Below are 14,900 nucleotides of genomic sequence, written 5' to 3'. Positions count from 1 at the left end.
GGTGTGTCTCCTGATTCGAATGGACGAGCGTCGCCCGGGCCGTAGCGCTGGAGGCGCCGCCCCGTTCGAGCCCGGTCAGTCTGATTGACGGGTGGCGCGTGTTTTCGCGCCTGGTGTTGTACTTAGCGTGCGCGGATCAAGCGCGCACGTTGGCCGTGCTCGCCGTCCACCGTTGCGAGATCCAGTGCAACGCGGGCGTCGTGCAGGTAGCGATAGTGTTCACGCGCGCCTTCCAGACGCGCCGGGTCGAGCGTGGCGCGCAGGACCTGTTCCTGCTGGCCGGCGTCGCACACTACGTCGCCGAACGGATCGATCAGTGCCGATTCGCCGGGGAAAGTCAGGTTGTCGTCGCCGGGACCGATGCGGTTGACCAGCGCCGCGAACATCTGGTTCTCCATCGCACGCGCGACAATGGCGCGGCGATGAACCGGTCCGAACGGATCCATGTTGCCGTTCGTCACGATCAGCAGATCGGCGCCGAGCGACGCCACTGCACGCGCCGTTTCAGGAAATTCGATGTCGTAGCAGATCAGGAGGCCAACGGTCATGCCCTTGAAACTGCACACGTCGTAACGGTCGCCCGGTTCGAATACGCCGACGTCCGAGGCCCACAGATGCGTCTTGCGATAACGCAGCGCAATCTCGCCGTGCTCGTCGACCAGCACCGTGGTGTTGAAAAAACGGCTGCCGTCGCGCTCGGCAAAACCCACCGCCACCGCGACGCGCGCTTCCCGCGCTGCATGCCGCACTGCGGTAAGCGACGGTCCGTCGATCGCTTCGGCCACGTCACCCACGTTGTGCCGGGTCGGAAAGCCCGACAGCGTGGTCTCCGGAAACACGATCAGATCGGTTTCAGCCCCGCGCTGCGCGATGGTTTTCAGCACGCGCTGCACGTTTGTGCCGCTAACGCCGACGGCGCCGTCCACGATCGGGATCTGCGCCAGTTCGAGTTGAATCATGTTGTCTCCAGTCCTTGCCGGTCCGCTTCGCGTGAAATGGCGGTTTATTGCAGCCGCCTGCGATCAGGTTGGGCCTATTATTACCAGACATATTTTTGTTCGTAATTACCCTGCTGGGTTACCTCAACGGAGCACGCATGGAACTCGAATGGCGCGATCTGGCCTTTCATCGCGAGATCGGCGCGGTCATCGAAGCACTCGACAGCGCGCAATTCTGGACTCGCCTCACGCGCGCGCTTGAACGCTCCGTGGCGTTCGACAACTGGGTCGCGCTGCGCTTCACGCCCGGCGAAGCGCCGCTCGTCTGCGCTGAATCGCCGACGCCGGACGGCACCGTGGATGTCATGTTCCAGGACTATCTGGCCGCGCTGTATCAACTCGACCCGTTCTATATCGCCGCGACCGAAAAGCCCGCATCGGGTTTCGTGACCCTCGCCGACGTCGCGCCCGACAACTTCACGATGACCGACTACTACCAGCGATACTTCAGGAAAAATATTGTCGGCGACGAGGTGCACTTCAACTACATGATCGACGCGCGCCACACGCTGGCGTTTTCGCTCGGCGCGACGCAGCGTTATGGAGAGCGCGATCTGACGATACTCGCGATGTGCGCGCCGTGGGTCATTGCACTGCTACGGCAGCGCTTGCCGTATGAAGCGTTTGGCTCGCCTGACACGGCTTCGAACGAGGAGGTGGCGGAACCGGGATCGCAGGCGTGCGCGTCGGCGGACACACCCAACTACGCCGCACGATTCGAGCAGGTGTGCGCGGCCGGCGGCCGTGCACCGCTCACCGCGCGCGAGGTGGAAGTGGCAATGTTGACCTTGAGCGGATTTTCGACGCGCGCGATCGCGGAAAAACTCACGATCTCGTTCGAGACCGTGCGCGCGCACAAGAAGCACATTTATACGAAGCTCAACGTCAATTCACAGTCGGAACTGTTCGCGCTGTTTTACGAGGCGGGACGCAAAGTTGCATGACGTCCCGCTTATTCCATACGTTGCGTGCTATGAGCCGCAAGCCGCGCAACCGCTTTTCGCGTTTTCTTCATAGCGGTCGTGATGCTTGAGCCAGTCGGTCATGCCGCGCACTTCGTCACGACCCTTCGGGGTGACGTCCAGATGCGCGTACGTGTTCATGAACTCTTCCCCGCCGCGCGCATAGCTCGAATAGGTGTGGTACACATCGCCCTTTTCGTCCTTGTAGAACACGCTGTGGCCGTGTAGTTCGTCGATACCGACGTCCTGCTCGGTGAAGTTGTAGAAGGCCGTTTTACTGGCGACTTCTTCCGGCGTGAACGACACGTGATAATCGAAGTTGAAGTCGCTCCCGTTCGACGACACCCACGGAAACTTCCACCCCATCCGCTTCCTGAAGGCCTCCAGCTTCGCGAGCGGCGCGCGCGACACCGTCACGTACGACACGTCATGATGCTCGAGATGCGGCAGTATGCCGTCGATATGATCCGACAGGAACGAGCAGCCGACACAGCCCTCTTCCCAATCGGGTCCCAGCATGAAGTGGTAAACGATCAACTGGCTGCGGCCATCGAACAGATCGGCAAGCGTTTTGCGACCCTGCGGCGTATCGAATACGTAGGTCTTGTCCACCTTGACCCACGGCAGCGTGCGGCGTTTGCGCGCCAGTTCGTCGCGCGCCCGCGTGAGCGCCTTCTCCTCGACCAGCAGCGCCCTGCTCGCGGCCAGCCATTCTTCTCTCGTGCCAATCCGGTGTTGCGGGTCCATATGCGTCTCCTTCTCTACGGGGTGCAGATTCGATCAAGCAGATTCATGCAATCGCAGTTCACACGATGCGGCGTTCCAGCAAGTCACGCTTGGTGCGCTGGCGGCATTGATGCATCCGTTTCATCAGTTGCGCCGCTTGCGTCCAGGCGTGGAAGACTTTGGCGGGCGCGACGTTAAAGCATCGCCGGCTGGTGCACCCGGATTGGATGGAAACGGGGCGTCCTCTTCGACGAAAGCAGCCAGACGATCCAGCGATTCGGACCAGAAGCGCTGATAGCGGCCAAGCCACGCCATGGCTTCCTCCATCGGTCCGGCGGACAGACGGCACGCCACCGTGCGGCCGGTTTTGCTGCGCGTGATGAGACCGGCCTCGGACAGCACGTCGAGATGCTTCATGACCGCGGGCAACGACATCGCAAAGGGCTCGGCGAGCTCACTGACCGACAGATCGTTCAGTTCGGACAGGCGGCCGAGCAACGCGCGCCGCGTAGGATCCGACAGCGCGGCGAAGGTGCGATCGAGTAACGCTTCATTAAACTTAACCATGAAGTTAAGTATAGAAACACGCGGAGGGATGTCAAGAAAAAGCGCGCGCGCGTCCGACACGTCGGGCGATGCGAGGGGCAATGCGACGGGAGAGAAAAAAGATACGCGGCGCATTGCGGATGAAACATTGCAACGCGCCGCGTCAAGGTGGAGAACAACCGACTACACACTCAAGCAGCGCGGCCCGACAACCCACCGCACTGCCCTCGCACTACAGCAAGGATTCAGTTCAATCAGATCGCCCAGCCGCCGAGATAGAAGCCGACCAGCACGACAGCGATTACAACAGTGCCGACATTCAGCTTGCGATACTCGCCGCTCACCACACGGCCGATCACCAGCGTCGCGAAGCCGAGCATGATGCCCGTCACGATGTTGGCGGTCAGCACGATGAACACCGCGCACATCAGGCCCGACATCGAGTCGACCATGTCGTCCATATGCAGCTTGCTGACATTCGAGAGCATCAGCAGACCGACATACATCAGCGCCGGCGCCGTCGCATACGAAGGCACGAGGCTTGCCAGCGGCGAGAAGAACATCACGACGAGGAACAGCAGGCCGACCACCGCTGCCGCCATCCCCGTCTTCGCACCGGCGGCAACGCCGACCGTCGATTCGATGTAGGCAGCCGCCGGCGCGCCGCCGAGCAGACCCGAGAAGATCGAGCTCAGCGAATCGGCCGTCAGGGCGCGGCCGCCGTTGATGATGCGGCCGTTTTCGTCGAGCTGACCCGCTTGACCCGCCACGGCGCGGATCGTGCCGGTTGCGTCGAATACCGCGGTCATCACCAGTGCCAGCACGCTCGGCAGAACCGCCATCGACAGCGCGCCCTTGATGTCCATTGCGCCGATCAGCGAGCTATGGCCCGGCGCGCTCAGCGACGGCAAGGCGAACACACCATGGAACGACACCGCCGGATCGATCAGCATCGCGATCGCCGAGATCGCGACGATCACAATCAGGATCGAACCCGGCACGCGTCGGCGCACCAGACCGAAGATCGCGGCCAGACCCGCAACCGACATGATCGCCGGCAAAGCCGTGATATTGCCGAGCGACACCGGCAGGCCGGCACCCGGATTCTTGACGACGAGACCGACGTCGTTGGCGGCGATCAGCAACAGGAACAGACCGATCCCAATGCCGGTGCCGTGAGCGATACCCGTGGGCAGATTGCGCAGAATCCACGAACGCACGCCCGTCACCGAGATCGCCGTGAATACGACACCCATCAGGAACACTGCGCCGAGCGCGACGTTCGGATGCAGCCCCTTACCCAGCACCAGGCCGAACGCGGTGAATGCGGTCAGCGAGATCGCGCAGCCGATGGCGATCGGCAGACGCGCCCACACGCCCATCAGCAGCGAGCCAAAAGCCGTCGTCAGACACACGGCGACGAACACCGCGCTGGTGTCGAAGCCCGCTTTGCCGAACATGCCCGGCACGACGAACACGGAGTAGACCATCGCGAGGAAGGTCGTGATGCCCGCCACGATTTCCTGACGCTGGGAACTGCCGCGCGAGGAGATTTCGAAGTAGCGGTCGAGAAAGCCCTTTCCGTCGAATGATTCGGCGCCGACTTCGGAAATCGGTTGGGCGTGGGGTTCCATCATGATGAGTGCCTCCTTTATCAGCGTGCTGAAACGACCGTTGAATTGGCCGCCATCAGGTTCGTCTCGTTACGAATGTTTAATGTGGTGTGGCAAGGTTCGAACATCGGCTTGCGCTGCGTCTCTCTGAAAATCCGCATGCTCCGTTCTTCTTTTGCTGTCTCGAAATGTAGGCCAACACAAATATGTCTCCCATCGCATGAATGGCATGCTCGACATGTCGCGACGCTTATATCGTTTAAGCGACGCCAAATCGCCCAGGCGATCCGCGCGTATACACCTACGGTCTGCCATGGAGTCATGAAAGGATTTCGAGGGTTTCGGAGCACAAAAGCGCCTTTACTTGCGCAGTCAAACGGCGGCGCGCGGCATGAACCGTGCGTGGGCCGTACCTGTCAGACAGCCTGCAAACCCAGGAACGCCTGACGCCACGGGTTACACTCTCGCCCGTACCTGTCCTAACGGCGGCGGTCCACAGCGCCCGCCCGCACTGGCCCATGGAGTCCTTCTTGATGAGTGGCGGTTTTCCACGTCCTGCCTGGCGTCTACTGATTCTTGCTCTGTTCGCGATGCTCGCGCTGTCAGGTTGCAGCCTGCTGTGGGGCCCGCAGCAGGCGCCGATCGTCGACGCCACGGTGATGCCCGTCGAGCCGGCCAGTGCCCCGGTGGCGGCCTCCGCGCCGGAACCTGTCGAGACCGAAGCGGCCGAGCCCGAGACGCCGAAGAAGCCGAAGAAGCCGGTCGTCAAGCCACACAAGGTCGAGCCTCCACCGCCGGTCGTCGCGCCCGTGCCGCCGCCTCCACCGCCTCCGCCGCTGATCGTGCTGCGTACGATCGAGCGCAGCGAGGCGCGCACCCTGCTCGATAGCGAAGTGCAGAAGCCGGACGGCAAAGTCGTGGGCCGCGCAGTCGATCTGATTGCGGACGCGAACGGCAAGCCACGCGAGATGGTCGTCAATCTGCAGGGCTTCCTGGGCGTGGGCGATCGCAAGGTCAATTTTCCGTGGAGCGCGTTCCGCTTCACGCCAACCGCGAAGGCCGCACCGATTACGCTTACCGTTGCCACCCCGGCGCCCGCGGCCAAGTCGACCGTCGTGCAGTTGCCGCTGCTCGACGCCACCGTCGAGCGCTCGAACGGCGCCAAGGTCGGCCGCGTGATCGACGTGCTGATCGATGCGAACGCACAGCCGCAGGCGGTCGTACTCGACGTCAACGGGATGGTGAGCACCGAGCGGCGCACGATTGCCGCGAACTGGTCGGCGCTGCGCTTCGTCACCAAAGATAAGGAGCTGCATCCACTGCTCGATCTGACTGACGCGCAGATCAACGCGACGCCGCCTTATGCGAGCGACAAGCCGATCCGCGCCGTGTCGCCGGCGCCGCCACCCGCGCCGCCGGCACCGGCACCCGCTTCCGCTGCGGCCGCCGCGGCGCCTGCCGCGCCCTCCACGGCCGTTGCGGTGTCCAGCGCACGGGTGGCCCGATGACCGGCCGCACTTTAGTTACCGCGCGCAGTCTGCGCGCGCTCGATTGGCTGAATTTTTTCGTCGCCAATGTGCAGACGGGTTTCGGGCCGTTCATCGCGTCGTATCTCGCGTCGCACAAGTGGACCCAGGGCGAGATCGGCATGGCGTTATCGGTCGGCACGATCAGCGCGATGGTGAGCCAGGTGCCGGGCGGCGCCGCCGTCGACGCATTGCGCAACAAGAAAGGCGCGGCAGCGTGGGCGATTTTCGCGATCATTTTCAGCGCGGTGCTGCTCGCCGCGAGTCCGACGGTGTTGCCGGTGATTGCCGCCGAGGTATTCCACGGCTTCGCCAGTTGCATGTTGACGCCGGCGCTGGCCGCCATCTCGTTCGCGCTGGTGGGCCGCGCGAATCTGGGCGACCGGCTGGGGCGCAATGCGCGTTGGGCGTCGATTGGCAGTGCGGTTGCAGCCGGGCTGATGGGCCTGTTTGGCGAATACTATTCGCCGCGCGCGGTGTTCTGGCTGACCGCGGTGCTTGCGGTGCCTGCGCTGTTCGCGCTGACGATGATTCAGCGCACCGACACGATCGAGTTGCCGAAGGCCGCGCCGACGCCCAAGCAGATTGAACGGCGCGAGAGTTTGCGCGAGTTGTTGCGCGACAGGCGGATGCTGCTGTTTGCCGCGTGCATTGTGCTGTTCCATTTGTCGAATGCGGCGATGCTGAATCTTGCCGCGGGCGAAGTGACGGCCGGCATGGGCGATAACGTGCAACTGGTGATTGCCGCGTGCATTATCGTGCCGCAGGCGATCGTGGCGATGATGTCGCCATGGGTGGGGCGTTCCGCCGAGCGGTGGGGGCGCAGGCCGATCCTGCTGCTGGGGTTTTCTGCATTGCCGATCCGGGCGCTGTTGTTTGCCGGGGTCAGCAGCCCTTATTTGCTCGTGCCCGTGCAGATGCTCGACGGTCTCAGCGCCGCCGTCTTTGGCGTGATGCTGCCGTTGATTGCCGCCGATGTGGCCGGCGGTAAGGGGCGGTATAACCTTTGTATCGGGTTGTTTGGATTGGCTGCCGGGATTGGGGCTACTTTGAGCACGACGGCGGCTGGATTTGTGGCTGACCATTTCGGCAATGCCGTGAGCTTTTTTGGACTTGCCGCTGCGGGCGCGTTGGCTGTTTTGCTTGTGTGGGCTGCCATGCCCGAAACGCGGGACGCGGCGGCGAGTGAGGATGAGGCGGTTGGAGATGGGAAGTCGGCTGTTAGATGAAGGGTGGGGGTTTTGCCTTTAGCGGCGGCATTTCCTTGTGCCTATGGCGTTGGCCTTTCCTTGTGCCTATGGCGTTGGCCTTTCCTTGTGCCTATGGCGTTGGCCTTTCCTTGTTTGCTTATTGGTTTATTAGCGTTCCCCCTGTGCGGGGGGGCACCTACTTTTCTTTGCCGGCCGCAAAGAAAAGTAGGCAAAAGAAAGCGGCTCCAACCGCCAACATTTAAGCGGGTCCCCTGGCTTGGAGGGGCTGGTGGTCCGATTAACGGATCACACCTCGGTCCATAACGGTCTGTGACACAGCCGTCATCCGCTCCCACTCCGCACTACGTGCGTCGCGGTTGGGTCTGCCAGGGAAACCGGGCGCTTCGTTTGTGCGCGGTGGGGCCATCGGCTTCGCCTCGGCGAGGCGCCGCAATACATCGATGGTTTGTGAAGTACCGCATCGGCGCGCGCAGCGCCGCCGGAGGTATGACGGCCTGGTCACTCAGGCCAGAAGGTGCGCAGGCTCGTTCTCTACGGAGCCACTACACCCTCCAAGCCAGGGGACCCGCTTAAGAACTGGCGGTGTGAGCCGCTTTCTTTTGCCTACTTTTCTTTGCGGCAGGCAAAGAAAAGTAGGTGCCCCCCCGCACAGGGGGAACGCTAATAAACCAATAACAAAAGAAACAGCCAACGCCACCGGCGAACCGAATAATGCCGCCGCCAAAGGCAAAATCAATCAATACTCCTACCAGCAGTCTCCCTCATAAACGGAAGCGGCAACAGCGACACCAACCCGCAGCCAATCAGATACCAGGCCGGAGCCAGATTACTGCCAGAAATCTGAATCAGCCAGGTAGCAAAAAACTGCGCAAACCCACCAAAAATAGACACACCTAAACAATAAACAATCGACATGCCAGTAGCGCGAATCTCGCGCGGAAACATCTCCGGCAGCATGACAATATTCGGCACTGCCGTGAACGCAACAAACACCGCCAGCACAGCAACCACCGACAACAACACCGGCACCGTCGGCGACGCATTGATCACCATAAAAGCCGGATACACAGCCACAATCAACATCACGCGCGAAATCCACAAAACGCGCTTACGTCCGACACGATCGGACAACGCCCCAGCAAATGGCGAACAGATCACCGTCACCACCGCCGCCGTCCACGCGGCCCACAGCGCCGATGACATCGGCAAATGCAAAATCCGGATCGCGTAAGTGGACAGGTAAAACAGCACGATGTAATTCGCCGCCGTGCCGCCAATCGTCGTCAACACGCCCGTCGTAATCACCTTCGAATGATCGCGAAACAGCTTGCGCACCGGCTGTGCGGCCGGCACCTGCCGCGCCTCGCCCGTGCCGTCCTCGACGCCCGGCAACGTCTCATTCAGATGCCGCCGGATGTAAATCCCAATCGGCCCCATTGCCATGCCAATCACGAACGGTACCCGCCAGCCCCAGCTCTCCAGCGCAGCCGTCGAGAGCGCCGCGGCCAATGCAACGCCAAGCAATGAGCCGCACACCGTGTTCAACCCCTGGCTCACAAACTGCCAGCTGCCGTAAAAGCCGCGCGTCTTGTCGCTGCCATATTCCAGCAGCAGCGAAGTCGAGGCACCCACTTCACCCCCCAGCGCAAAGCCTTGAATCAGCCGCGCAAGAATTACCAGCAACGGCGCGGCCACGCCAATCGCCGCGTAAGTAGGCGCGAACGCGATGATCGCCGAGCCGAGCGTCATCAGCCACAGTGTCAGACTCATCGCGGCCTTGCGACCGGCCCGGTCGGCATAACCGCCGAGCACGACGCCGCCCACCGGCCGCATGATGAACCCCACGCCAAATGTGCCAACCGCCAGCATCAGTTGCGCGAGCTGCCCTTCCACCGGGAAATACAGCTTGCCGATGATCGTCGCGAAGAAGCTATAGATCGTGAAATCGAAAAACTCGAGGCCGTTGCCCAACGTGATCGCCGCAATCGCTTTGACGTGGCTCGCGCGCGGCGCGGACTGCGTGGCCGAAACGCCGTCGAGACTCAACGCGTCGGCGCCTGCGGGGTGAGGTGTGGCGGAATAGTCCATCTGTGTCTCCGTGATGTGCTTCATGCTTCCTGCTGATGCGCGGCTCTACGGCCGAGTGCGGCCACGTGCGGCCAATCGCGGCCGGATTCAGGCGAGGAATGTCTGCGCGAGCCGGACCCAGTAAGCCGCGCCAGTGGCAAGGCAATCGTCGTTGAAGTCGTAACCCGGGTTGTGAACCATGCAGCCGCCCTCGCCGTCGCCATTCCCGATGATCAGGTAGCTGCCGGGACAGCGCTCGAGCAGATAGGCAAAGTCTTCGCTGCCGGTCAGCGGCTGCATGTCGGCAATCAGGCCGTCTTCGCCGAGCCAGTCGAGCGCGACCTGGCGTGCGAGGCCCGTCATCTGTGCATCGTTGACGAGCACCGGATAGCGGCGCTGATAATCGACGTGCGCCCGCGCGCCGAATACCGCCGCCTGCCCGCAAGCGACCGCCGTGATGCGCTCCTGCAGGTAGTCGCGCACCTCGGGCTTCAACGCGCGCACCGACAGCCGCATCTCCGCGGTTTCCGGAATCACATTCGGCGCTTCGCCGGCGTGAATCGCGCCGACCGTGATGATCGCCATGTCGAGCGGCGCGATGTTGCGCGACACGATGGACTGCAACGCCAGCACGATCTGCGCGCACACCACGACCGGATCGACCGCCTTATGCGGCATCGCGCCGTGACCGCCACGCCCGGTCACCTTGATGATCGCCGTGTCCGACGACGCCATGAACGAACCCGGCAGAAAGCCGAATTTGCCGGTCGGAAAACCCGGCATGTTGTGCATCGCGAAGACGGCGTCGCACGGAAACTTGTCGAACAGGCCGTCTTCGAGCATCTGCTTGGCGCCCGCGAGGCCCTCTTCCGCAGGCTGGAAAATCAGATTCAACGTACCGTCGAAGCCTTTTTCCTGCGCAAGGTGCTTGGCCGCCGCCAGCAGCATCGCCGTATGACCGTCGTGGCCACACGCGTGCATCTTGCCAGGGACGGTGCTTGCATAAGGCAGGCCAGTCGTTTCGTGGATCGGCAGCGCGTCCATGTCGGCACGCAGACCGAGCTTGCGCGTGCCGCTCCCCACTTTCAATTGCCCAACGACACCGGTCTGACCCAGCCCGCGATGCACGATATAGCCCCATTCCTGCAAGCGTTCAGCGACCAGGTCTCCGGTGGCGAATTCTTCGTAGGCGAGCTCCGGCTGCGCGTGGATGCGATGGCGCAGCGTGATCATTTCGTCTTCGAGTGCGGCGATGCCCGCCGGGATAACCATGGTGTTCACGATGTCGTCTCCGTCTATGAATGCGTGGACCCAGCATAACGACGCCGAATTTCCAGCGGCAGGCGTAGAATCGTTGCGGCAGCAACTCGTGGTTGCCACCTTTCTACAGCTTGTCAGATGAAACTGCATCAGCTCAACACCTTAGCGGCCATAGCGGATACCGGCAGTATCCGGGCTGCCGCCCGTTCGCTCGGACTGTCGCCGGCCGCCGTGACCAAGGCGATGCGTGAACTGGAGGCCGACCTGCACGCACCGCTGGTGGTGCGCAGTGCGAGCGGCGTGGCGTTTACCGAGTTCGGCCGCGCGCTGGTCGTGCACGCGCGGCTGGTGTTGGGTCAATTGCAGCGCGCGGAGGCGGAAATTGAAGCGTTGCGCGGCGCGGCGGCCGGCAAACTGGCGATCGGCGTCACGCCGTGGGTCGCGTTGACGTTTCTCCCGCCCACCGTGCAACGGTTCCGCCAGCGCATGCCGGAAGTCCAGCTGGAATTTTTCGAGGGCTTGCTGGCGGTCGTGCAACCGCGTCTGCGCGACGGCAGCCTCGATTTTTCGATTGGCCGTCCGCCGCCTGCATCGCCGCAATCGGAATTTCACAACGTGCCGCTGTTTTCGACGCATTCAGCGGTCGTCGCACGCCGCGATCACCCAAAGGCGGGTTGCCGCACCCTGCTCGAACTCGAAGACGCGGAATGGGTGTTGAACTGGGATCCGGCGAGCCGTGAATCGATCTCGGACAACCTGTTCCGCAAGCGCGGCATGCGCGTGCCGCACACCATCCATCTTGCGCACTCGCTGGCGGTCGTGCTCGGCCTGCTCGCGCACTCCGATATGCTCAGCATCTTTCCGTGGCCGCTGGTCGAGCGCATCATCGCGAAGGAAAATCTGTGGGCGCTGCCGCTGCGCGAAACAGTGGATGAAACCATCGTTAGCATCACCTCACGCCGCGGCGCGCCGACGAGTCCCGCGGCCGCGTGTTTTCTCGATTGTTTGCGTGAAGTGATCGACGAAGCGGCGCGCTCGCAAGACCCCGAGCAGCGCCGCCTGTTTCACTCGATTGAGTTGCTGCTCTAGGGATGCGGACGCCAGCCTTGCGCGGCCGCGAGATTGAGCGATGGGAAATTGCGCATTTGAACAATCAGTCGCTTAAAGTGCGCCAATATGCCCGCCACGGCCTTGAACGACAGTGGGATTTTCGCCAACATAGTGGCCTTTATTACATATCGATGCATGATCCCATAGCTCTTCGCATTATTCTCATATGACGAGCCATCTGGAATATAAGTAACGCCGTGCACTCTCATCTTATTATTAATAGGAAAAGTTATCTCAGCTTCAGCCTTAGACACCGCCTCGGTCACACCCTGATGATTTTTATCCAGATTAAAATGCCACATCACCTCTTTCTTTTCAACGTAATTCATGGTGGGATCTGTGGAAGTCGACATTATCGTTGGACTTTCGATTTGCTCATTGAGAATCATCGTTTTACTTTCGCCAGCACCATGACTTTCTTCCTTAAAATTGCGAAGCCGCATATAGCTGCGAAATAGCATCGCCCCATCCCCCCTGAATACCTCCTTGATCTCGGGCGAGGGTCTTCTGTAATTTCGCCATTCTTTCAGCGTTTTCTCGATAATATTTCTGACGAATTTGAATGTTTGTTCATCTATATGCCCGGGCGGCGGCACCATTTCGTTTCCAATTTCACGCCATTTTTCAATAAAGACATTTATTTCGACATCGTCAATATTTTCAATACGAATCCCCATCTCGTGCATGGCAAGCCCAAACGAAGAGTACTTCGAGTACCCGCCAACTTGCTGCTGCTGTAATGCCGATTGTTCCGCGGTAGCTAACTTCCTGCTCAATTGTGATGTTGATGGCAACGGTGGCGGTGGTGGCATCAAACCATCCGGATCGCTCAAAGTGATCGGATTGTTCCGCACCATCCTGAACAGATTCGGCCCATCGATCGATCCCGCCGGATCGGGATTGATCCACCGCCCGAGCCACGGCGCATAGTAGCGGTAACCATAATAGTAGAGCCCCGTGGTATCGCGCTCCTTGCCCGAATACCGCACGTACTTGTACTTCACTTCGCTATCATTTTTGCCGGCCCATACCGCCGTACCGCCATACGGGTAATACTCTTCCACCGTCAAAACATTGGCCGCCCCGTCTACTTCAAGCATCACCGAGCGAACCTGATTATCAAAGCTAAAGCGTTGCTGATCGTTGTCAATATCGGCGGGTTGGCCGCTATCCCAATGCAGCACACGAACCTGGCCGCGGCCGGTCGCAGACGCCGTGATGATCTGCAGCGCCTTACTTGTACTGAGTGTGCCATTGTTATCAATACTGGTAGTGCGCAATTCCAATCCAGGCAAATAAATCACGTCATCGACCTGCCAGATATTGCTGGCGACATTGGTCTCGCAACGAGTCTGTTTGCGGATCCTCGCATTACCGCGGTATTGATAGACCTCCCGGTCGTTGGCATCGGAGGCTCCGCCGCGATCCAGCAGCACGACTGATCGCAACTGATTACGCACGTCCCAGGTGAGTGAATTGCCCGGCTGCATCTGATTCACGTTGCCACGCGGATCAAAATAACTGTTGATGTTCTCTTGCGTGATGCTGTTGTTCGCGTCCTGAGCAAGTGCACGATTGGAGCCGGCATCGACAAACAGGACATTCGTGTATGACTTGGCTCCCGAGTGCGTGATCTTGTAGAGATTGCCGCCCCGGTCGTAGATATAGCTCCGGGTGTAGTTGACTACATTGTTGGCATCGATGAGTTCTGGAAGTCCCGGGCCCTGCTGTGCAGCGTTCGCGTTCTCACGTCCACTGGCGCCCAGCAGTTGGTACAGTGCGTCATAGGTGTAGGTATTCTGTGACGCAACCGCCTGATTCCTGAAGTATCGCGTAACCTCGGCTGCGTTGCTGATGGACAGAATATTGCCGACCGGATCGTATTGATAATGCAGATCCTGCAAAACTGTGCCTCGCGAGCCACTGGCGGGTCGAGTGGTTGCGACACCGATCAGACGCTGGGTTTGCGGTTCGTAACTGTAGTTGGTCACTACGCCGTTGCCAGCGGTCTCCTGCAATATCTGGCCGGCTGCACTATACGTAATGCTGACCAGCAAAGTCTGCTCAATTCCGCCGGCAAGGGTAAGGAAACCTTCGCACTGGGCCCCCGACACGTCGTAACTGATACGTTGCTGATTACTCCTGGCATCCGTTTGCACCAGTAGCGCATCGACAGCGTCATATTCGCGGCTGGTCACGTAAGTTTCAGCCGCCAGAGCCTGTTTCCAGACGCTTTCGTCGTCACCTTGCCAGTCGCTCTGCTGTTCGACGTCAGCGAGCAATTGTTGTGTACTGCCGCTAGCCGCGCCAAGCAACGTAAAGCCGGGGAAACCGATCAGTCCGGCTTCATCATAGTGACGGATAAGCTGCCCCCTGAGATTACTGTTCTGTGGGGCTGTCGTATCTGGATCATCGTCTCCATAGATAAGGCGTTCTGATACACGCTCGTCTTTGCCCGCAGCCTGTTCATAGATGGAAACCGGACGTCCAAGCGTATCAAAATCAGTGTGCGCCACCGTGCCGCGGCTGTCCTGCGCCCAGCTAAGACGGCCCTCCGCGTCGTAAAGCATTACGCTCCAACCAGCATCGATGCTGTCGCTGCGCAGTGACTGTCCGCTCAGCGACAATTGGCTAAGCGTGTTAGGCGCCTGTGTCGAGTCGCCCTGCCACAGCTCAAAGAGTCGGGCATCCCAGAGACTGCTTTGCCGGTTACTGTCGCTAATAAAGGCGCGGCTAATCAGTTCCTCCACTGCTTCACCGCTGGCGGTCCGGTTGTATTGCAAAGTCCGGACAGAGTTGCCCCGGTTGTCCGTCACATTGATCAACGGGGTACCGTTACAAATGGATGCAGTGCTATCACTTATGTTCATGATCGATCTCG

11 protein-coding genes are annotated in these 14,900 nt (G+C 60.6%); 4 read left to right on the top strand and 7 right to left on the bottom strand.

Going from position 1 to position 14,900, the window contains the following annotated elements; all coding sequences use genetic code 11:
- Positions 1-122 precede the first annotated feature (122 nt).
- Entirely contained in the window at positions 123-956 is an 834-nt protein-coding gene (locus PQR27_RS05855) for a carbon-nitrogen hydrolase family protein (protein WP_408525417.1), read from the bottom strand.
- 140 nt (positions 957-1,096) lie between these two features.
- On the opposite strand from PQR27_RS05855, the gene PQR27_RS05850 reads away from it, so the two are divergent.
- On the top strand, positions 1,097-1,942 hold the full coding sequence (locus tag PQR27_RS05850; RefSeq protein ID WP_408522772.1) for a helix-turn-helix transcriptional regulator: 846 nt from the start codon (positions 1,097-1,099) through the stop codon (positions 1,940-1,942).
- Between the two features lie 27 nt (positions 1,943-1,969).
- Here PQR27_RS05850 and PQR27_RS05845 read toward each other — a convergent pair whose 3' ends face one another.
- The 3 genes from PQR27_RS05845 to PQR27_RS05835 form a co-directional block, all read right to left on the bottom strand.
- The gene (locus PQR27_RS05845) at positions 1,970-2,707 is read right to left on the bottom strand and encodes a DUF899 domain-containing protein (protein ID WP_408522771.1); all 738 of its coding nucleotides are present in this window, start codon (positions 2,705-2,707) and stop codon (positions 1,970-1,972) included.
- A gap of 123 nt (positions 2,708-2,830) precedes the next feature.
- The gene (locus PQR27_RS05840; RefSeq protein ID WP_408522770.1) at positions 2,831-3,253 is read right to left on the bottom strand and encodes an ArsR/SmtB family transcription factor; all 423 of its coding nucleotides are present in this window, start codon (positions 3,251-3,253) and stop codon (positions 2,831-2,833) included.
- A 233-nt stretch (positions 3,254-3,486) separates the two neighbouring features.
- Positions 3,487-4,869 (bottom strand): NCS2 family permease, encoded by a 1,383-nt coding sequence (locus tag PQR27_RS05835; protein WP_408522769.1) that lies wholly within the window; start codon positions 4,867-4,869, stop codon positions 3,487-3,489.
- A 509-nt stretch (positions 4,870-5,378) separates the two neighbouring features.
- On the opposite strand from PQR27_RS05835, the gene PQR27_RS05830 reads away from it, so the two are divergent.
- Together PQR27_RS05830 and PQR27_RS05825 are read left to right on the top strand one after the other, a co-directional pair.
- Positions 5,379-6,353: a PRC-barrel domain-containing protein gene (locus PQR27_RS05830; protein WP_408522768.1), complete on the top strand. Its 975-nt coding sequence runs from the start codon at positions 5,379-5,381 to the stop codon at positions 6,351-6,353.
- On the top strand, positions 6,350-7,600 hold the full coding sequence (locus PQR27_RS05825) for an MFS transporter (RefSeq protein ID WP_408522767.1): 1,251 nt from the start codon (positions 6,350-6,352) through the stop codon (positions 7,598-7,600). Before PQR27_RS05830 ends, PQR27_RS05825 begins: the two co-directional genes overlap by 4 nt.
- A gap of 714 nt (positions 7,601-8,314) precedes the next feature.
- Here PQR27_RS05825 and PQR27_RS05820 read toward each other — a convergent pair.
- Both PQR27_RS05820 and PQR27_RS05815 read right to left on the bottom strand, forming a co-directional pair.
- On the bottom strand, positions 8,315-9,670 hold the full coding sequence (locus PQR27_RS05820) for an MFS transporter (RefSeq protein ID WP_408525416.1): 1,356 nt from the start codon (positions 9,668-9,670) through the stop codon (positions 8,315-8,317).
- Positions 9,671-9,757: 87 nt separating this feature from the next.
- A complete protein-coding gene (locus tag PQR27_RS05815) occupies positions 9,758-10,930 on the bottom strand; it encodes a M20 aminoacylase family protein (protein WP_408522766.1) in 1,173 nt (390 codons plus the stop codon).
- 117 nt (positions 10,931-11,047) lie between these two features.
- Here PQR27_RS05815 and PQR27_RS05810 point away from each other — a divergent pair, with 117 nt between their 5' ends.
- The gene (locus PQR27_RS05810; RefSeq protein ID WP_408522765.1) at positions 11,048-11,998 is read left to right on the top strand and encodes a LysR family transcriptional regulator; all 951 of its coding nucleotides are present in this window, start codon (positions 11,048-11,050) and stop codon (positions 11,996-11,998) included.
- Here the strand turns inward: PQR27_RS05810 and PQR27_RS05805 are convergent.
- A complete protein-coding gene (locus PQR27_RS05805; RefSeq protein ID WP_408522764.1) occupies positions 11,995-14,889 on the bottom strand; it encodes an RHS repeat domain-containing protein in 2,895 nt (964 codons plus the stop codon). The genes PQR27_RS05810 and PQR27_RS05805 overlap by 4 nt on opposite strands.
- Positions 14,890-14,900 lie beyond the last annotated feature (11 nt).

The organism is Paraburkholderia fungorum (assembly GCF_046027215.1).
Lineage (GTDB): Bacteria > Pseudomonadota > Gammaproteobacteria > Burkholderiales > Burkholderiaceae > Paraburkholderia > Paraburkholderia fungorum_D.
This window is presented reverse-complemented; position numbering and strand designations above follow the sequence as displayed.

Coding starts and splice junctions, on each gene's coding strand:
- PQR27_RS05850 (WP_408522772.1), top strand. CDS start 1,097: ATGGAACTCGAATGGCGCGATCTGGCCTTTCATCGCGAGATCGGCGCG.
- PQR27_RS05825 (WP_408522767.1), top strand. CDS start 6,350: ATGACCGGCCGCACTTTAGTTACCGCGCGCAGTCTGCGCGCGCTCGAT.
- PQR27_RS05840 (WP_408522770.1), bottom strand. CDS start 3,253: ATGGTTAAGTTTAATGAAGCGTTACTCGATCGCACCTTCGCCGCGCTG.
- PQR27_RS05845 (WP_408522771.1), bottom strand. CDS start 2,707: ATGGACCCGCAACACCGGATTGGCACGAGAGAAGAATGGCTGGCCGCG.
- PQR27_RS05805 (WP_408522764.1), bottom strand. CDS start 14,889: ATGAACATAAGTGATAGCACTGCATCCATTTGTAACGGTACCCCGTTG.
- PQR27_RS05835 (WP_408522769.1), bottom strand. CDS start 4,869: ATGATGGAACCCCACGCCCAACCGATTTCCGAAGTCGGCGCCGAATCA.
- PQR27_RS05820 (WP_408525416.1), bottom strand. CDS start 9,670: ATGGACTATTCCGCCACACCTCACCCCGCAGGCGCCGACGCGTTGAGT.
- PQR27_RS05810 (WP_408522765.1), top strand. CDS start 11,048: ATGAAACTGCATCAGCTCAACACCTTAGCGGCCATAGCGGATACCGGC.
- PQR27_RS05830 (WP_408522768.1), top strand. CDS start 5,379: ATGAGTGGCGGTTTTCCACGTCCTGCCTGGCGTCTACTGATTCTTGCT.